The 19,272-nt window shown below is 62.4% G+C and carries 14 protein-coding genes; 13 read left to right on the forward strand and 1 reads right to left on the reverse strand.

Features of this window, described 5'->3' with window-relative positions:
* Positions 1-162: 162 nt before the first annotated feature.
* From CMV14_RS12580 to CMV14_RS12605, 6 genes are read left to right on the forward strand one after another with little or no spacing between them, the layout of a single operon-like run.
* Positions 163-810, forward strand: coding sequence for a CerR family C-terminal domain-containing protein (locus CMV14_RS12580; RefSeq protein WP_066969600.1), 648 nt, complete (start codon positions 163-165; stop codon positions 808-810).
* A gap of 14 nt (positions 811-824) precedes the next feature.
* A complete protein-coding gene (gene hlyD / locus CMV14_RS12585) occupies positions 825-1,832 on the forward strand; it encodes a secretion protein HlyD (protein WP_066969599.1) in 1,008 nt (335 codons plus the stop codon).
* 1 nt (position 1,833) lies between these two features.
* Positions 1,834-3,561, forward strand: a complete 1,728-nt coding sequence (locus CMV14_RS12590) for an ATP-binding cassette domain-containing protein (RefSeq protein WP_066969598.1) — start codon at positions 1,834-1,836, stop codon at positions 3,559-3,561.
* Positions 3,558-4,685, forward strand: a complete 1,128-nt coding sequence (locus CMV14_RS12595) for an ABC transporter permease (RefSeq protein ID WP_066969596.1) — start codon at positions 3,558-3,560, stop codon at positions 4,683-4,685. The genes CMV14_RS12590 and CMV14_RS12595 overlap by 4 nt, the downstream gene beginning before the upstream one ends.
* Positions 4,685-5,806 carry an ABC transporter permease gene (locus tag CMV14_RS12600; RefSeq protein WP_066969594.1) on the forward strand — a complete coding sequence of 374 codons (1,122 nt, stop codon included), beginning with the start codon at positions 4,685-4,687 and terminating at the stop codon, positions 5,804-5,806. The genes CMV14_RS12595 and CMV14_RS12600 overlap by 1 nt, the downstream gene beginning before the upstream one ends.
* A gap of 4 nt (positions 5,807-5,810) precedes the next feature.
* Positions 5,811-7,223 carry an efflux transporter outer membrane subunit gene (locus CMV14_RS12605; protein WP_066969592.1) on the forward strand — a complete coding sequence of 471 codons (1,413 nt, stop codon included), beginning with the start codon at positions 5,811-5,813 and terminating at the stop codon, positions 7,221-7,223.
* Between the two features lie 16 nt (positions 7,224-7,239).
* On the opposite strand, the gene CMV14_RS12610 is transcribed toward CMV14_RS12605, so the two are convergent.
* Positions 7,240-8,199 carry a helix-turn-helix domain-containing protein gene (locus CMV14_RS12610; protein ID WP_176489150.1) on the reverse strand — a complete coding sequence of 320 codons (960 nt, stop codon included), beginning with the start codon at positions 8,197-8,199 and terminating at the stop codon, positions 7,240-7,242.
* A gap of 402 nt (positions 8,200-8,601) precedes the next feature.
* Here CMV14_RS12610 and CMV14_RS12615 point away from each other — a divergent pair, with 402 nt between their 5' ends.
* The 7 genes from CMV14_RS12615 to CMV14_RS12645 all read left to right on the forward strand — a co-directional run bounded on the left by CMV14_RS12615 (position 8,602) and on the right by CMV14_RS12645 (position 19,065).
* Positions 8,602-10,821: a TonB-dependent receptor gene (locus tag CMV14_RS12615; RefSeq protein WP_096367723.1), complete on the forward strand. Its 2,220-nt coding sequence runs from the start codon at positions 8,602-8,604 to the stop codon at positions 10,819-10,821.
* Between the two features lie 25 nt (positions 10,822-10,846).
* The gene (locus tag CMV14_RS12620) at positions 10,847-12,358 is read left to right on the forward strand and encodes an aldehyde dehydrogenase family protein (RefSeq protein ID WP_096367724.1); all 1,512 of its coding nucleotides are present in this window, start codon (positions 10,847-10,849) and stop codon (positions 12,356-12,358) included.
* 124 nt (positions 12,359-12,482) lie between these two features.
* Positions 12,483-14,069 carry a GMC family oxidoreductase gene (locus CMV14_RS12625; RefSeq protein ID WP_238147010.1) on the forward strand — a complete coding sequence of 529 codons (1,587 nt, stop codon included), beginning with the start codon at positions 12,483-12,485 and terminating at the stop codon, positions 14,067-14,069.
* Positions 14,070-14,175: 106 nt separating this feature from the next.
* Positions 14,176-15,594: an MFS transporter gene (locus CMV14_RS12630; RefSeq protein WP_238147011.1), complete on the forward strand. Its 1,419-nt coding sequence runs from the start codon at positions 14,176-14,178 to the stop codon at positions 15,592-15,594.
* A 121-nt stretch (positions 15,595-15,715) separates the two neighbouring features.
* Positions 15,716-17,089 (forward strand): aminomethyltransferase family protein, encoded by a 1,374-nt coding sequence (locus CMV14_RS12635; protein WP_202820846.1) that lies wholly within the window; start codon positions 15,716-15,718, stop codon positions 17,087-17,089.
* A gap of 162 nt (positions 17,090-17,251) precedes the next feature.
* On the forward strand, positions 17,252-18,115 hold the full coding sequence (gene purU, locus CMV14_RS12640) for a formyltetrahydrofolate deformylase (protein WP_096367728.1): 864 nt from the start codon (positions 17,252-17,254) through the stop codon (positions 18,113-18,115).
* Positions 18,116-18,195: 80 nt separating this feature from the next.
* Positions 18,196-19,065, forward strand: coding sequence for a methylenetetrahydrofolate reductase (locus CMV14_RS12645; protein WP_096616645.1), 870 nt, complete (start codon positions 18,196-18,198; stop codon positions 19,063-19,065).
* The last annotated feature ends 207 nt before the right edge of the window (positions 19,066-19,272 follow it).

Consider the following 19,272-nt stretch of genomic DNA (forward strand, 5'->3'; position numbering starts at 1 on the left):
GTGTAGATCCCCTGTCCCTCCTGCCGTCATTGCAGAAAGGAAATAGGTGGCCGGATTTTACTCCGCCCGCGGCTGGTTTATTCCGCCGCTACCGTGGCCGACTTTTGCACCGCCGCTCTCAGTTAACGGTGATGTTCGGTCGAACGAATATAGAGTGGTGAGATGATCGGGACACGCCAGCCGAAGCCAATCGAAACGCGCCTGCTCGAAACCGCCATCGACTATTTTGGGCGACATGGGCCGGAGGGGGCTAGCACACGGGAGATCGCAGCGGCCGCCAAGACCATGATGTCCTCGATCACCTATCACTATGGTGGTAAGAAGGGGCTCTATCTCGCGGCTGCTCGACATATCGGGGAGCAATTAAACGAGCGGATGGGTGCGGTTCTGGCCGCGTCGGACGCAGCGATCGAGGCGGGCGCCTCCCGGGACGAAGCGGTCGCTGCCGTGCTCGCGATCGTCGACCGTCTGGCCGAGATCATGACTCATCCTGAAAGCGAGCCCTGGGGGAGGTTCATCGTCCGCGAGCAGATGGACCCGACCGAGGCGTTTGATCCGATATTTGCGACGATGGGCAAGGCCGCGCAGAGAATCGCGGTGCTTATCGAGACGATCAGTGAAGGCCGCTGCGCGCCGTCCGAGGCGCGACTCCGGGTCCTCGCAATCCTCGGACAGGCGCTCGCCTATCGCACCGCCCGCGCGGCACTGCTGCGCATCATGGCATGGGACGAGCTGGATGCCGACGGAGTCGCGGCCATCAGGCGGATCATCCGCACCCAGACGCTCGCAATTCTAAATTCCAGCTTCTGAGAGGAGGTGGCGCTATGAGGCGCCGGCGTCAGATGATTGCGCTACTGGTCGTCGCGGGAGGTCTGACCGCAGCCGGCCTCCACACGCAGGCATTCGGACTATGGGCGGATCGCGACAACGAACTCATCCTCTACGGAAATGTCGACATTCGTCAGGTCGACCTCGGCTTTAGAGTCGGCGGGCGCATCGCGGAGATGCCAGTCGACGAGGGCGCAAGGGTCGCCGCGGGCTCGCTCCTGGCACAACTCGATCCCGGTCCCCTGCGAGACGCAGTCGCGGTCGCGGAAGCGCGTGTTGGGGCTGCCCGTGCCGAACTCGCGAAGCGTCGCGCCGGCAACCGGCCTCAGGAAGTGGCGCAGGCATCGGCCGCGGTTGCCGCTCGTCGCGCCGATCTTGCCCGCGCCCGCGAGAGCTTCGAACGACGTCGCACATTGGTCTCCACCGGCGCTGTGTCGCAGGCGGCCTTCGAAGCGGCACAGGCGGAGTATCTTGCGGCGCAAGCGCAGCTCCAATCTGCCGAACAGTCACTTTCGTTGCAGCGCGCCGGCTTCCGGCGTGAAGACGTCGCTGCGGCTGAAGCACAATTGGCGGCCGCTATAGCCGAGCGCGACGCGGCCCGCACGAGCCTGATCGATGCGACTCTGCGCGCTCCGTCGGCAGGAACGCTGCTGACGCGTGCGCGTGAGCCCGGCGCCATCGTGCAGCGCGGCGAGACCGTCTTCACGCTTACAATCGACCGTCCGCTTCGCGTCCGTGCCTATGTCGCTGAACCGGATCTCGGGCGCGTTGCTCCGGGCATGCGGGTACATGTTACCAGCGACGGGAGCCGGAAGGCCTACGACGGCGTGATCGGGTTCATCTCCCCCACAGCCGAATTCACCCCGAAGACTGTACAGACCGAGGATCTAAGGACCGACCTCGTCTACCGTCTCCGGATCAACATCACCAATCCCGACGATCGTCTCCGGCAGGGGCAGCCGGTGACCGTCGGACTCGTCGAGGCAGGCAAGACGGATCGCTGACATGGCCGAGAGCGTTGCCCGAGCCGCAGGCGTCACGAAGGTTTTTGGCAATGCCGCGCCTGCCGCGCTCGATGCAGTCGATCTGGATATTGTCGCCGGCAGGATGACCGGCCTCGTGGGCTCGGATGGGGCCGGCAAGACCACCTTGATCCGCCTGCTGGCGGGCCTCATCGATCCCGACAAGGGAGAGGTTACCGTCCTGGGGGCGCCGGCGGTTCATGCCGACCGGTCGGCGATCGGCTATATGCCCCAGCGTTTCGGGCTATACGAAGATCTGACCGTCATCGAAAATCTCTCGCTTTACGCCGATCTGCGCGGGCTCGATCCATCGGCCCGCGAGGAAAGCTTCGAACGTCTGCTCACATTTACAGACTTGAACCGTTTCCAAACGCGCCTTGCAGGCCGCCTGTCGGGTGGCATGAAGCAGAAGCTCGGCCTCGCATGTGCCCTCGTACGCTCGCCCAAGGTTCTGCTGCTCGACGAGCCGGGCGTCGGCGTCGATCCGGTTGCGCGGCGCGATCTCTGGGCGATGGTCCGTGAGCTGGCGGGCGAAGGCATGGGCGTTCTGTGGTCGACGGCTTACCTCGACGAGGCCGAGAAGTGCGATACGGTCTTTCTTATCAACGAGGGACGGCTGCTCTTTAGTGGCGCACCGCACGCACTGACGTCCCGGTTGGAAGGGCGCAGTTTCCGACTGTTCACCGCGGCTGAAGGACGACGAGCGCTCCTCGAGCGGATGGTCGCACGAAACGATGTGGTCGACGCTACGATTCAAGGCAGCTCGATCCGCCTCCTCATGTCCGATCGATCACCAGCGCCGGCCGCTGCGTTGCCCGAGGTGCCGCCCGGAGCCAGCGTGGAACCGGTGTCACCGCGGTTCGAGGACGCCTTCGTGGATGCGCTCGGCGCTTCTCCAAGCGGGCGCAGCGCGCTTGCGGAACAGTATCGCCCGGTTCCCGAAAGCGACAGGCCAGCGATCGAAGCGCATGGACTGACGAAGATATTCGGCAATTTCACCGCGGCAAGCGACATTAGTTTCTCCATTCCGCGCGGGCAGATCTTCGGCTTGCTCGGTCCCAATGGCGCTGGAAAATCGACGACGTTCAAGATGCTCTGCGGGCTGCTGACCCCGACCGTGGGCGAAGGAAAGGTCGCCGGACACGACTTGCGGCGCGGCCGGGCGGATGCGCGCCAGTCGCTCGGCTACATGGCACAGAAGTTCTCGCTCTATGGCGATCTGAGCGTCCGACAGAATCTCGATTTCTTTGCTGGGGCCTATGGACTCGATCGCCGCGCTCGTCGCGAGGCGACCGAACGCGCGATCGAGGTTTTCCAGCTTGAGCGACATCTCTTGGAAAATAGCGGCGGTTTGCCACTGGGGTTCAAGCAGAGACTGGCACTTGCGTGCGCAGTCCTCCACCAGCCGCCCGTTCTTTTCCTCGACGAGCCTACTTCGGGTGTCGATCCGATCGTCCGGCGCGAGTTCTGGATGCACATCAACGGCCTCGTACAGCGAGGTGTGACCGTTCTAGTCACGACCCATTTCATGGAGGAGGCGGAATATTGCGACCGAATTGCTCTCATCTACCGCTCACGCGAAATCGCGGTGGGCAGTCCTGACGAACTGAAGGCTCGGGCCGGCGTCATTGCCGGTATCACAGACCCGACGATGGAAGATGCTTTCATCGCGCTGATCGAGGCCTCCGCCAGACAGCGAGAAGGAGCATGAGCTCTAGCTTTGATCCTCGTCGCTTTCGAGCGCTGCTCGTCAAGGAGTCGCTCCAGATCGTGCGCGATCCGTCGACGCTGCTGATCGCATTCCTCCTGCCGCTCATTCTTCTGTTTTTGTTTGGCTTCGGCGTTTCGCTGGATACGGCGCGCAGCCGCATCGGACTCGCGGTGCAGGACTCTAGCGAACCGGCGCTCAGTCTGGCCAATGCCTATCAAAGCTCCCGCTGGTTCGACGTGGCGACGAGGCGCAACATTCGGGAGCTCGAGTCCGATCTGGTCGCCGGGCGCTTGCGAGGCATCGTCGTCATACCAGAAGACTTCGGGCGAAGGTTGGCGGCAGGCCGCGGCGCCGAAGTTCAGGTCATCACCGATGGATCGCTTCCCAACACCGCATCATTCGTTGCCGCTTACGCCGAAGGTGTGCTGGCGAGCTGGGCGGAGACGCGCGCGCTCGAACGAGGAAAGGCCGCGCGGCCGGCAATGTCGCTCATTGTCCGTCATTGGTTCAATCCCGGCCTCCAAAGTCGGTTCGCCTTGATTCCCGGCTCTATCACTATTGTCATGACCATGATCGGAACGCTGCTGACGGCACTCGTGGTCGCTCGGGAATGGGAAAGGGGCACGCTCGAAGCACTCATGGCGACACCGATCGGAATGGCCGAATTCCTGGCGTCCAAGATTATACCCTATTTCGTGCTGGGGCTCGGATCGATGCTCTTGTGCACGCTCCTTGCAGTCTACCTCTTCGGCGTGCCGTTTCGCGGTTCGGTGCTGGGACTTCTCGCCATCTCGTCGGCCTTTCTCATCCCGGCACTCGGTCAAGGCCTGCTCATTTCCGCCGCTACGAAGAACCAGTTTGTCGCCAGCCAGGTCGCGCTCCTGACGGCCTTTCTGCCGGGGATGCTTTTGTCTGGGTTCTTGTTCGAAATTGCGTCGATGCCGCGGCCAATCCAACTGGCCACATATTTAGTCCCCGCACGCTATCTTGTCCCCTCGCTGACTACCGTCTTCGTGGTTGGCGACCTATGGGAGCTCTTCCTGCGCAACATTCTCACGCTACTGGCCTTTGGTGTCCTTTTCTTCAGCCTCGCTTTTCGCGCGACACGGCGGAGGATCGCCTGATGAACAGCAGCAGACTGCACCGCCTTGTCGCGATCATCGTCAAGGAACTTTGGGCGGTGCTCCGCGACCCCAAGTCGCGGGCCACGCTCTTCGCGCCACCGATTATCCAACTCTTCCTCTTCGGCTTCGCGGTGACTCTCGAGGTCAGGAACTTCAACGTCGGGGTGCTCGACCGGGACCAGGGCGTCTGGAGTCACGAGGTGGTTTCCCGCATCGCGGGAAGCCCCAATGTGGGTCGCGTTATTCGGCTGCAATCTCCTGCGGACCTCCGGAACGCGATTGACAATCAGCGCATCATTGCAGCGGTCGCGTTCGAGCAGCGGTTCAGCGCCGATGTCGAGGCGGGCCGGGTCGGCACGGCGCAGGTCATCCTCGATGGACGCCGGTCCAACGCATCGCAGATTGTCGCGGGATATCTGCAGCAGATCGTCGCAAGCGCGGCCGCGGAGGCCGGTGCCATGGGGGCAGGCCAATCGCCCATGACCCGCACCGCCGTTACCAACTGGTTCAACCCGAACCTGCATTACCGATGGTTCGTCATGCCGGGCCTCATCGTCATCATAGGCGCGTTGATGGCACTCGCGGTCACGGCCCAGTCCTTGGCACGTGAGCGCGAGCTGGGCAGCTTCGACCAGCTGATGGTCTCTCCCCTGCGGGTGCACGAGATCCTGATTGGCAAAATGACGTCGCCACTCATCGTCGGGCTCGTCAATGCAACCATCTACGTCGTTTTGATTCCCACCATGTTCCGGGTTCCGCTGACCGGATCGCTCGTTTCGTTCTACCTCTCGCTCACTGTCTATCTGCTGTCGTTGATCGGCGTTGGCATGCTGATCTCGTCGCTGGCCCAGACCCAGCAGCAGGCCTTCCTCGGTTCCTTCCTCGTCGGAGTGCCGGCGATCCTGCTGTCCGGGTTTGCGACGCCGATCGACAACATGCCCGACTGGTTGCAGCTCGTGACACTGATCAATCCGCCTCGACACTTCCTGATTGTCGCCGAGGGGGTGTTCCTCAAGAACATGCCGGCAAGCGAGGTGCTGGCGAATAGCTGGCCCATGGCACTGATCGCGCTCGTCACACTCAGCGCGGCAGCCTTCCTCTTCCGTGCCCGAATGGAGTGACGTTATGATTCGCCGCTTCCGCCTTGTCACCTTTTCCGCGCTGAGTCTGGCGGGCTGTACGACGGTCGGCCCGGACTATGCTGCGCCCAAAGTTCCGGTTGGTTCTGAGTGGCTTGCGCAGACTGTCACCCAGCCAATCGAGGCCACATGGTGGCGGTCGCTGAACGACCCGCTTCTGACGCAGCTCGTCGACTTGGCGGTCGCCAACAATCGCGATGTGCGAGAGGCAGATGCGCGGCTGCGCGAGGCGCGGGCAAACCGCGATGCGGTACGTGGACGCGCGCTCCCCAAAGTCGACGTGACGGGTGCTGCGACAGAAAACCGACTGAGCGAGAACGGCCAGTTGCCCGTCTCCGGAATCCCCGGCCTCGATCCGAGCTTCTCCTTGTTCGACATCGGCTTCGACGCGTCCTGGGAGATCGACATATGGGGTGGCACGCGGCGCGCCGTTCAGGGTGCGGAGGCGCGGGTGGAGGCCGCCGAGGAGGCCCGGCGCGAGGTGCTTGTCAGCGTGATCGCAGAACTCGCGCGCAACTATGTCGATCTTCGGGCGGCACAGGCGCGTCGCACGAGTGCACAGGCGGATGCCGAAGCGCAGGCGTGGGTCGCGCGTCTCATCGGTGAACGCCACGGTGCCGGCGAGGCATCCCGCTTCGACTTTGTGCGCGCCGACGCCCAGGCGCAAGCGACTGCCGCCGCCCTCCCGAACCTCGACGCGGACGCGCGCGCCGCCGCCTACAGAATCGCCGTTCTCACCGGGCAGCCGCCAGAGGCTGCCGCCGCGCAGTTGATGGCACCGACGCGGCTACCGCAGGCACCGGCAACCGTCGCGGCTGGTATGCGCTCCGATCTACTCCGGCGGCGGCCCGACATCCGGCGCGCCGAGCGTGAACTCGCCGCTTTCACGGCCGACATCGGTGTGGCGACAGCGGACTTGTTCCCGCGATTCTCGCTTCTGGGCACCATTGGATTGCAGGCGAGAGACGCAGACGAACTGGGGACCGGTGACAGCGTGCGCTACCAGGCCGGGCCGAGTTTGCGCTGGCCGATCTTTTCGGCCAGCCGCATCCGAGCCCAGATCCGCGCTGCCGAGGCACGTCTTGCCGCCGCCCTGGTACGTTATGAGCGGTCGATCCTGATTTCCCTTGCCGAAAGTGAATCCGCGCTTAACCGCTTCGCCGCGGCTCAGGCAACAAGAGAGCGTAGCGATCTGGTGCGCACTCAGTCGGCCGCGGCCCTGCAGCTGGCGCGCCAGCGCTTCCTCATCGGCGAGGATGATTTGATCGTCCTGCTCAATGCGCAATCGGCGTTCAGTGCTGCCGATCGCCAAAGCGTCGATGCACGGGCGGCAGAGCTGGCGGCGCTGATCGCGCTGTACAAGGCACTCGGCGGGGGCTGGGAATGCGTGGAGACGTGAGCTGCCGGAGGGCCCGCTATGATTGACGATCCAGCCGCCGGAGATATTCACGCGGCGACGAGCCGAAGCGCCGCCTGAAAGCCCGGCTGAACTGATCGAGGCTGGCAAAGCCATTATCATAAGCAAGCATTGTGATGTTTCTATAGCATTTTGGATCGCGAAGCTGCCGTTCGACGCTTCTAAGCCGTACCTGTTCAAGATAGCGTGACGGCGTCTCGCCACGGGCTGCAAAGAGCATCTGCAGATATCTTGTGGTTATGCCAAGTTCCGCTGCGATGGCCGCGGGGCTGACGCCTGGTTCGTCGAACCGCTTTTCTATGATAGTCCTGGCGCGCCTGAGCCAGTAGCCATCACGGCTCCCTCCTGTGGAGGTTGGCGTGCTCATTTTGCAGGACAGCGCGATCAGATCCGCGATGACCGCCCCGATAGACCATGCCTCGTCCGCGCCAACAGCGACGTCATCGTTGCCCTCTACCAAGAGTGGCAGCGCCAAGGACGATAGCAGGCTGACCGGTAACCGTCCCGCAGCCAGCGGCCGTGGGAGATGAGCGTCGCGCAGACCGAGCTTTGGCAGCATCTCCTTCAGCGGCAACTTCACGAGCAGCATGTCTGCCGCATCGTAGCGGGCCGTGAACGGATGCATATTGTCGATAAGAACGCCGCCGCGCGAGTTCAATTCGAACCGGGACCTGTCCTGCACCAATTCTGCGGAACCGCGGAACGGGAGCAGGAAGATCAGACAACGCTCCGCGGATGCCGGCGCCGACTGCTCGACCGATCGACGGACGGTCGCGCCTGAGCAGATGACGCGGGTGACGGTTACCGCACCCGCCTGGGCGCGCAAAAGGCGCCCCCTGAAGTTTGACCGGTCAAGCGGATCGACGCTGTGTTTGATCAGCGTTTCGGAGGTAACCTCATGCCAAAAATCGATCCGCTTGTCCGGGGAAGCAACCTCGGTCGTAAATACCTCAACCACGATATGCTCCCGCTCGCGGCAGTGGACGTGGGCAGCAGATAAGACGGCCCGTACGAACGCTCCGGAGTAAGCGCCAAACAAGAGCAAGCGTCAAGCTCCTACCGGCGCGTTGGAATCGCGTAGGTTACGGCGCTTGAGCCAAAGCGTCACATCAGGCGGTGGCGCACGTGGTCCGATAGCGGCGTTGATCCATGGCGCGCCGGGCGCCAGCTGGATTTCGCATATCGCCGTGTTTCTTTCGCGCAACGCAGAGTTGGGCGATTGGCAGTAGGTTATAAGCTCCGCCGGGCGGCCGGTCCACGCGGGGCCGGGCGACAAGCGCACCGCAAATGGTGCCCGCTTAAGGGCAAACCAAAAGGCTGGTCAGTCAATGCGGCCAGCCCGTGATGCCTTGGGGGAAAGATGCAATTATCGATGCTACGCTTGTGTGTCAGTATGGTCGCCGTTGCGGCGCCCGCCTTGTCGGGTAGCGCATCCGCTCAGGAGACGGTGCAGCAGGACGGTGATGCGAGCACCGGTATCGAGGAAATCGTCGTCACCGCCGAGCGCCACGCGCAGAATGTGCAGCGGGCTCCGCTTGCCATCCAGGTTTTCGACGCCGAAAGCGCCCTCAGGGCAGGCCTCACCTCTGCAGCGGATCTCGCCAAGCTGACGACCGGCCTCGACGTGAGTGCCGGCGGAGCCAGCACCCAGCTCTACATCCGCGGCGTTGGCGACACGTCGTTCAATCCGCTCGCCAACCCAGGTGTCGCCTTCAACGTGGACGGTGTCTATGTGGCACGCCCGGCGAGCATTGGCGGAAATTTCTACGACATCGCCCGGGTCGAAGTGCTCAAGGGGCCGCAAGGTACGCTCTACGGGCGGAATGCGAACGGCGGCTCGATCAACATCATCACCCATGAGCCGGAGCTTGGGTCCACCGGTGCCAATCTGAACTTCGAAGCAGGGAACTACTCGCTGGCGCATGTGAGTGGCGCGGTCAATTTTCCACTTGGTGCCGAAATGGCGATCCGGGGCGCCTTCAACATCGTCAGCCGGGACGGCTATCTTTCCGACGGGACGAACGACGATCGTCAGCAATCCGCTCGCCTCAGGCTGAAGTGGGCGCCGGAAAGCGGAAATCTGACGTTGCTCCTGAATGGCGACTACAGCCATTTGGATGGCGACGGCGTGGGATATGTCTGGCTCCCCCGCCGGCCGGGTGCGAGCAAGTGGGAGGCTGCAGGATCGCGGGCGGGCGTCGACTATCGGAACTCGTTTCCGCCATTCGGGCCGCTACTGACTGACAATCTCCCGCCGCAGTACCAGAACAGCGATCTCTGGAATGTCAGCGCACAGCTCGATTGGAACTTCGATTTTGCGACGCTGACGATCCTGCCGGCCTACCGGCATTCCGACGTCAAGACCGCCGCGTTCCCGACGCTCGAGCAGTCGGAGGATAATCGCGGCTCGCAAAAGTCGATTGAACTCCGTCTCGGCAACAGCGGCGCCGACCTGACGTGGGTGCTCGGGGGCTATTATTTCACCGAAAGCAGCGTGGGAAGTCAAACCGATCGGGGCGGAGACCCCATTCAAAGCGTCAAGTTCGTCTATGAGCCCGACACCGATGCCTATGCTGCGTTCGGACAGGCGACCGTCAGCCTCCTCGACGGACTTCGCCTGATCGGCGGCCTGCGATATACCTATGAAAAGCGCCGGTTGGACGGCACCATGTCCAATCAGAGCCCCCTCCTTGGGACCCCCGGCGCGATCCTGGAAGTCTTTGCATCCAGAGCAGCATTCGACGGAACCACCTACAAGCTAGGCCTGGAGTTCGACCTCGCGCCGCGTTCGATGATGTACGCGACGCTTAGCACCGGCTTCAAGGCAGGTGGCTTGAACCAGACCATTCCGCCTTTGGCCGTCTACGAGCCCGAACGCCTGACCGCGGTGGAGATCGGCACAAAGAACAGATTCTTTGACAATCGCCTGCAGCTCAACGCGACCCTTTTCCACTGGAAGTATAAGGATCTCCAGGATCAGCGCCTCACATTCGACACGACGGGGAATTTGAACTTCCTGTTCTTCAACGTCGGCGAGGCAACCATCAAGGGCGGAACATTGGAGCTGGTCGCCAAGCCCCTGGAGGGCGGCACCTTCTCCGCGGCCGTCGAATATGCCGATTCCAATTATGACAGCTTCACGTTCAGAGTTCCGGCGCTTGTATTCGCCCCGGGTAGCACGGGATGCCCGACGAGGGTCGACGGGCCCGACGTCGTTGGAGATTGCGCCGGCTTCCAAGTGGCGCGCGTCCCGCGTTGGACGGGCACGGTAAGCTACGAGCACGAATTCATGCTGACCGACGACTCCGCCATTGTGGCGGGCGGAAGCATGAAGTTTGCAAGCCACCGGTGGCTCAGCACCGACTTCATATCGGCAGCCCGGGGTCAACCCTATGCGATATTCGATGCCAACCTGACCTACCGGGTTGACGAGCGCTACTCCGTCAGCCTCTTCGGCAGGAACCTCGGGAACAAGGCCTATCACACGGGCGGCTTGCAGCAAGTGTTCGTGCCCGGCCTGTTCGCGGCGACGATAGCTGCACCGAGGACCTACGGCGTACAGGCGCAATTCAATTTCTGAGCATCGATCTCGCCGGGAGAGAGCTATGTCCGACAGCATCGCCAACCGAAAAACCGCCACCAATCTCTTCCAAAGGGAATATGGCCATTTTATCGGCGGGGAATGGACGGGCACCTCGCGCGGCGCGACCATCGTCCAGTCGAACCCGGCGAACCGCGCGCCGCTTGCGCATATCCAGGCGGGCGACGCGCGGGATGTCGCGCTGGCGGTCGATGCGGCCCATCGCGCTTTCCCTGCATGGGCAAGAACCACCGCCAGACAGCGGCAGGAGATCCTGCTTGAAATGGCGGCCCGCCTGCGGCGGCGCGCGCTGGACTTCGCTCTCATGGAGTCCATCAACAATGGGAAGACGATCAACGAAGCGATCTACTTCGATCTGCCCCAGGCTTACGGCCAGTTCGAGTTCTTCGCCGGCGTGATTCACGCGCTCCGGGGAGAAAGCCACGACTATCCCGATGCGCTGGGACTGGTGCACCGCGAGCCCTTGGGCGTCTGTGCCCAGATCATTCCCTGGAATGCGCCGCTCGTGATGCTTGCCTATAAGCTTGCGCCCGCCTTGGCCGCGGGCAATTGCGTGGTTATGAAGCCGGCGGAGACGGTTTGTCTGTCGATCCTTGAGTTCATGAAGGAAGTGGCGGACCTTGTGCCGCCAGGCGTGATCAACATCGTGACCGGCTTTGGACAGGATGTTGGCGAAGCACTCGTCACCAATCCCAAGGTACGCAAGGTGGCGTTTACGGGGTCGACGACGACGGCGCGCAAGGTGATGCAATATGCATCGGCCAATCTCATCCCGCAAGCGATGGAGCTCGGCGGGAAATCAGCCCAGATCGTCTGTCCGTCGGCGGATCTCGATGCGGCCGCCGAGGCGGCGGCACTGTCTACCGTCTTCAACAAGGGCGAAGTTTGCATGGCGGGATCGCGCCTGTTCGTGCACCGGTCCGTCCATGATGAATTCGTCGACAAGCTCGTTGCCACGATTGCGCGCGTGCGCCAGGGCGATCCGCTTTCGGAGTCGACGCAGATCGGAGCGATGGCGTCCGAAGCGCAGTTCGGCAAGGTCGCCTATTATCTGGATCTGGCGCGCGAGGAAGGTGCCACCGTTTTGGCTGGCGGAGAGGCAGCGACCGAAGGGACACTCGCCTCTGGCTATTACATCAAGCCGACCATCCTCGGCAACGTCAGCAACGACATGCGCGTGGCACAAGAGGAGATATTTGGTCCTGTCACATGCGTCATAGGCTGGGACGAGGAGGCCGACATGCTGGCCCAAGTCAACGACAGCCGCTACGGGCTCGCCGGGGGAATATGGTCACGCGATCTTGGCCAAGCACATCGTCTGTCGCGCGCGATGGAAACCGGCATCATCTGGGTCAACCGCTACTATAACCTGAAGCCGGGAATGCCGATCGGCGGGTACAAGGAAAGCGGATTCGGACGTGAGGGCTGCATGGACATCATGTTCGACTACACCACGACGAAGTCGGTCATCATCAATTTGGACGAAGGAGAACTGGGCGTCTTCACCTCTTGGTGAATCCTCTCAACATACGTGCAAGTAAAGCCCACCAGATAGAATATTCGTCCTGTCCGGCACGAGGATCTGAACTGCTATGAGCTATGACTATATTGTTGTCGGCGGTGGAAGTGCAGGATGTGTCGTGGCCGGGCGGCTCGTAAGAGAAGCGGGTGCAAAGGTCCTGCTCCTCGAAGCAGGGAGCAGCGACCGCAGCCCGTTGATCAGCATGCCGGCCGGGTCATTCAAGATATTGTTCGGCAACAGTCCCTATATCAAGCGTTACACCTCTTTGCCCCAGCCGTCTCTGGGCGGACGGCGCGTCGAGATTGCACAGGGCAATGTCATCGGCGGCGGCAGTTCGGTAAATGCCCTCGCCTATACGCGGGGAAGCCGATTGGCCTATGACGCCTGGGATGAATATCTCGGCGGTCTCGGCTGGGGCTGGGACGATCTGCTGCCATATTTTGTCCGGCAGGAAAGGAATAGCAGGCTCGGCGGATGGGCGCATGGGCGGAATGGCCCGCTCGCTGTCTCGGATCCCTTCTACCGGTGTCGCGCCGCCGACCTGTTCGTCGAGTCGATGCAGGCGCTCGGCGTGCCGCATACATCGGACTTCAATGCTGGCGATCAGCGCGGCGTCGGCTACCTGCAACTGACGGCCGGCAATGCAAGGCGATGCAGCGCTGCCGATGCCTTCCTAAAGCCCGTCCGCAGCGACAAGCGCCTGACCCTGGTCACGGGCGCCACCGCGACGCGCCTGCTGATGCACGGAACGCGCGCCGTCGGCGTCGAATATGTCGCTCGCGGGCAAGTCCACCGCGCCTGTTGCGACGGCGAAGTGATATTGACGGCGGGCGCCTATTGCAGCCCGAAATTGTTGATGCTTTCCGGTATCGGTCCGGCGGCCGAGCTGGCGCGGCACGGAATCGAGGTTCTGGTGGATCTTCCCGGCGTCGGGCAGAACATGCAGGATCACAATATGGTGCCGCTTACGGCCTATACGAACGGCGCCTATGGCTACTTCGGGCATGAGCGCGGCGTCCGTGCAGCGTGGAACCTCCTGCAATATCTTCTCCTATCCTCTGGTCCGATTGCATCGAATGGTGCCGAGGCCGTTGCCTTCGTGAACGTGGACGACCCGGAAGGGGAGCCGAATCTACAAATCTACAACATCGGCACCATGTGGTTGGAGGAGGGGCAAGGAAAGCCCGACCACGGCCTGACGCTGCTGGCAAATCTCATCCGACCGAGATCGCGCGGCTGGATGCGGCTCGCTTCGGCGGATCCGCTGGCCGACCCGGAATTCTCGCCGAACTATCTCGAGCATCCAGAGGACCTCGCCCTCATGACGGGGGCAATCCACTATTTGCGCCGCATTCTCGCGACGGCGCCCTTGTCGCGCGCCATACGCAGCGAATTGCTTCCCGGCCCGTCGGTGAACAGCGACGAAGAGATCGCCGCCTATTGCAGAGCCGCCACCATCACCAACTACCATCCGGTCGGGAGCTGTCGCATGGGCCCGGCCAGCGACACAATGGCCGTGCTCGACGCCTGGCTGCGCGTGCGCGGAACCGAGTGCCTGCGCGTGTGCGACGCATCGATGATGCCGCTCATCCCCAGCGCAAACACCAATGCGCCCGTCATGGCGGTGGCGGACCGCGCCGTCGATCTCATGCTCGGACGCGCGTCCCTTCGCGCCGAGCGTCTCGCCCGCGCCGCCAGCCGATAGTTACTATTAGAGATCGCCCGTTGAGCGCTCCCATCGGGTGATGTCATATGGTCATCGGTCGCCTGCGACTGGCCGCATGGCCCGCAGTCGGCGGCAAGAATTTATCTTGAACAGCGCGGGCGTTGCTTCGGCGACGTCAGTCGTGCGGACCGATCTACCGGTCGCCGGAGCAGAGCTGAGGGAGAGGCAGTTGCACACCGGGAGCAATGCCAGCGCAGGTGCTGCGGTCGACGCCGGTCGGCAAGATCGTGCGAACTGTGTGCGGGCGGTTCTGCTTTGCGCCGCCGTGGCGCTGCTCGATGGCTTCGATACTCAGGCGATTGCATTCGTCGCGCCGGCGATCGCGCAGGACTGGCGTATAGACGCTTCGCTGTTCGGGGCGGTTTTCGGCGCCGGCCTCTTGGGATTGATGCTCGGATCGATCACGCTCGGTCCGCTCGCGGACCGCTTCGGACGTCGGGCCGTGATCATTTGGTCGACGGTCGCCTTCGGCGCCTTTGCCCTGCTGACCCCGCTTGCAGCCGACGTGATGACGCTCGCCGTGCTGCGCTTCCTGACGGGACTCGGCCTTGGCGGGGCCGTTCCGAACATCATCGCCTTGACGTCCGAATATGCGCCGCCGCGCGTTCGCGCGACGCTCGTGACGATCATGTATTGTGGTTTCCCGATGGGTGCCGTCGTAGGCGGTCTCATCAGTGCACCGCTGATGTCGACCTATGGGTGGGAAAGTGTCTTCGTGGTCGGCGGGCTCTTGCCGATCCTGCTTGCGTTCCTGCTCTTTTGGGCGCTGCCGGAGTCCGCATCCTTCTTGTCCCGCCGCAAATCGGCATATGAAGCCGGGATGCCCCGCAGCTCCCCGTCTGACCTTCAAGCGGCGACGTCCGGAAAATCAGGGCTCGCCGTTCGCGAATTGATGAGCGACGGGCGCGGCTTTGGCACCCTTCTGCTCTGGTTTATATTCTTTGCCAATCTCCTGACGCTCTATTTTCTCGTCAACTGGTTGCCGTCGTTGCTGGTGCGGACCGGCTTTTCGATGAGCCAGGCAATTCACTCGCTTGCGCTGCTCAACGGCGCGGGCATCGTAGGGGGTCTGGCTATCGGCCGGCTGATCGACCGCGGCACGCCGCTGATGGCGCTGGGCCTGAGCTACCTGCTGGCGGCGGTGTCGATCGTCGGCATTTCGGTTTCGGCCGAGAATGCATCCTGGGTCATGACCGCGATCACATTCGCCGGCATGTTCGTCATCGGCGCGCAGTTCGGCATGAATGCGCTCGCGACAACATTTTACCCGACCGCCGTGCGCGCGACCGGCCTTGGCTGGGCGCTCGGCGTCGGGCGCCTCGGGTCGTTCGTCGGGCCGCTGCTGGGAGGAATGCTCTGGGGACTCGGATGGAAAGCGCAGGAGCTGCTGTTCCTTGCCGCAATACCGTCCCTGTTGGCGGCTCTCGCTGTCCACATGCTTTCGGTCATCGCGCGTGATCCAGGTGGGAAAGCGGCCGGCAACGCCACGAGCGTCGCCGAATAGCGGCGGGTCCCATCGTTCAACGGACATCCGACTGTGCCGGGCGGAAGCCACGGCAAACCATATCAGAATGAGGGAGGCTGAAGTGAAGTCCTTACAAGATCTTGTGGAGATAACCCCTAATTTGTCGAGCCATTTCTATAATGACACGATTGCGCCTCACTTCAGGGCCAGGACAAGTCTGACCTCTGCCTTCATACCGGCGGAGTTCACCAACTGGCGCGACGAGCAACGGGCATGGAGGGAAACCGCGATTCTCTTCGATCAGTCGCACCATATGCCCGAGCTCTTTCTGAAGGGGAAAGATGCTCTGCGCCTGCTGGAGAGAGTGGGAATCAACAGTTTCAAGAATTTTGTGCCGGGCAAGGCGAAGCAACTCGTTGTCTGCACGCCCGATGGCTACATCATCGGAGACTGCATCCTTTATTGCCTGGGCGAAGATAATTTCGAACTCGTCAGCGGCATGGCGGTTCTCAACTGGGTTCAGTACCAGGCCGAAGTGGGCCGTTACGATGTCTCGATCGAACGGGATGATCCTACCCCCTTCAACCCAAAGGGCGCGCGCATCAATTATCGCTTCCAGCTCGACGGCCCTCTCGCCGGCCGCATCTTCTCCGAACTTGTCGAGGGAGAGGCACCCAAGATTCCCTTCTTCAATACCGCGCGCGTGAGGATCGCCGGGCACGAAGTCCTGGTCCTGCGACATGGCATGGCAGGGCACCACGGCGTCGAGCTTTCCGGGCCTTACGAAGAGCTCGCGGCCGTGAGGTCGGCGATCGTTGCACACGGCGCCCAATATGGCCTTGTACAGGGCGGAACCCGTTCGTATTTCAGCACCATCTTCGAGAGCGGATGGATGGCCTATCCCGTGCCCGCGATCTACACGGGAGAAGCGTTGCGCGGGTTCCGCGAATGGCTGCCCGCCAACGGGTGGGAAGCGCAGATACAGCTCGGCGGCAGCTTCTACTCCGACCGCATGGAAGATTATTACGTCACGCCGTGGGATCTGGGCTATGACCGTATCATGAAGTTCGATCACGACTTCATCGGTCGCGAAGCACTCGAGGAGATGTCGCATCAGCCCCATCGCACGAAGGTAACACTCGTCTGGAACCAAGACGACGTGGTCAATGTGCTTGCGTCGCAGTTCGGTGACGGACCCCGGTACAAGGCGCTCGAACTTCCCGTATCCTTCTACGGTTTCCCGCAGTTCGACGAGGTACGGAACGGGGCCGGGCGGTTGGTCGGCTTGTCTTGCCACTGCGGATACAGCAACAACTATGGCGTGATGCTCTCGCTCGCAATGGTCGATGCCAGCAGTGCCGAGATCGGAAGCGAGGTCGTGCTGACCTGGGGCGAGCCGAGCGGCGGGTCGCGGAAACCGCATGTGGAGCGGCACGAGCAGGTTAGAATTCGGGCGACGATCGCTCCCGTGCCCTATGCCGCTTCGGTCCGCGAGCTGAAATCGGCGACGATCGGCGTGGCAGCGCGGGCGTAGTCGACGCCCGGCCCGGCGGCCAGTCCTCGCAACCATCCAATCACGCCGGCCGGCGCGTCCCGGGCGGCGCCGGGAGGGCTGCGCGGTCACCGGACCGGGCGGATTAAAAGCAATCGACCCAGGCCGGCATGCAAGCGCCGGCCGGTGCAGGGAAGCTGAAAAATGCATGATCGAGAAACCTTCGTTCTCACCTTTCAAGCAGCCGATCGCGTCGGCATCGTCGCGGGCGTTAGCGGATTTCTTGCCGAACGGGACGGCTTCATCCTCGACAGTCAACAATATGCCGACCTCGAGGCGGGCCGCTTCTTCATGAGGCTCGAATTTACGGCGGGCGGTTCGCGCTTTCCCAGTCTCGAGTCGATCCGGCGCGACTTTGCGCAAATCGCAAGCCGGTTCGAGATGGACTGGTCCATCACCGATAGAAAGTCGCGATTGAAAGTCATAATCGCCGTCTCGAAGAGCAGTCATTGCCTCAACGATCTTCTATATCGTTGGTCGACTGGCGACTTGCCCATCGACATCTGCGCCGTCGTGTCAAACCACGAGGATCTGCGACGCCTGACGGAGTGGCACAATATTCCATTCTATTACGTCCCAGTGTCGGCGCAAAACCGCCCGGAGCAGGAGCATGCAGTACTTGCCTTGATGCAGCAGTCGAATGCAGACCTATTGATCCTGGCGCGCTACATGCAGGTCCTTTCCGACGGGATGGTGCAGTCATTGCGGGGGCGCTGTATCAACATACACCATAGCTTCCTGCCTGCGTTCAAGGGCGCACAGCCGTATCACCGCGCACATGCGCGAGGCGTAAAGCTTATCGGCGCGACGGCACATTATGTGACGGCCGAGCTCGACGAAGGACCGATCATCGAACAGGCGGTTGAGCGTGTCGATCATCGAGACACTGCCGAGGACATGATCCGCATCGGGCGCGCGATCGAGGCGAGGGTGCTTTCGCACGCCGTCCGCGCCGCGGCCGAGCGCCGGATCTTCCTGAATGGGCATCGAACGATCGTGTTCAACTGAGGCGGCGGGGCAGGCCAGAGGCATCGTGGCGCCGTCGTCGCCGCCCACAAGGCAGTATCGACGCAGCAAGGACTAGTCGAATGTTGGACGAGAAGAGTTCAGACGCCGGGATGTTCCCGGCAAACATCCTCCGCGGTTTCTCGCTCGAGATCATCGCAAAGGACATCGACAGGCTCGAGGATGTGGCACCCTTGCTCGCACGGGGGACGCAGATCTCGATCACCAGCCTCGGCAACGAGGACGCCGGCCAGCGCGTGAGGGCCGCACGGCGCATCAGGGATCTCGGCTTCGTGGCGGTTCCGCACATAGCGGCGCGGCGGGTGACGTCGGAGGCGGAGCTCGCCGGTATCATCGATGCCTTTGGCCAAGCGGGCGTCGACAGCTGTCTCGTGATCGCGGGAGATCTGCCACGCGCGGTGGGGCCGTATGACGATGCGCTTGCAATCATTCAGTCCGGCCTGCTCGAAGAAGCCGGTTTCCGGCGCGTGGCAGTGTCCGGCTATCCGGAAGGGCATCCACATATAAGTGATCCCGTGCTGATGCGGTCCCTGCGAGACAAGCTAGACGCACTGGGCAGAGCCGGGATTGAACCCGTCGTCATGACGCAGTTCGGTTTCAGCGCTGATCCGATCCTGGCATGGGTTGCACGGCTGCGGCGCGACGGTTTCGCAGAGAAGATCCGCATCGGTGTCCCTGGCCCGGCAAGCCTGCGGACGCTGCTCCGCTTCGCCGCGCAATGCGGCGTCGGCGCATCGACCAAAGTGATCGGAAAATATGGCTTGGCGACCACGCAGCTCCTGAAGACCGCCGGCCCCGACGTTCTGGTGCAGGATCTGTCGAACGGGCTGGAAAGGGCTCACGAGCGCGACGTGGCGATCCACTTTTTCCCTTTCGGCGGACTCGCCAAGACGCTCGAGTGGATCGAGAGCGCGCGGGCAGCCTACGGCTGATGGCGAGCGCGACGAGCGGACGGGCCCGCCTGCAGGAGCGGGCTGCTGTAGTCTACGTTCCGCGCAACAGCATAGGCATCACGAACGCAGACGAATAGTTACTATTTGGTCAAGCATAGTTGACACCCGCAACGCAAGCCGCTTCAATGAAACGCAATCGAGCCCTGATTTTTGTAGGGACGATTAGATGAAGATAAATAGACCTGC

It is taken from the genome of Rhizorhabdus dicambivorans (assembly GCF_002355275.1).
In the GTDB taxonomy this organism is placed as follows: domain Bacteria; phylum Pseudomonadota; class Alphaproteobacteria; order Sphingomonadales; family Sphingomonadaceae; genus Rhizorhabdus; species Rhizorhabdus dicambivorans.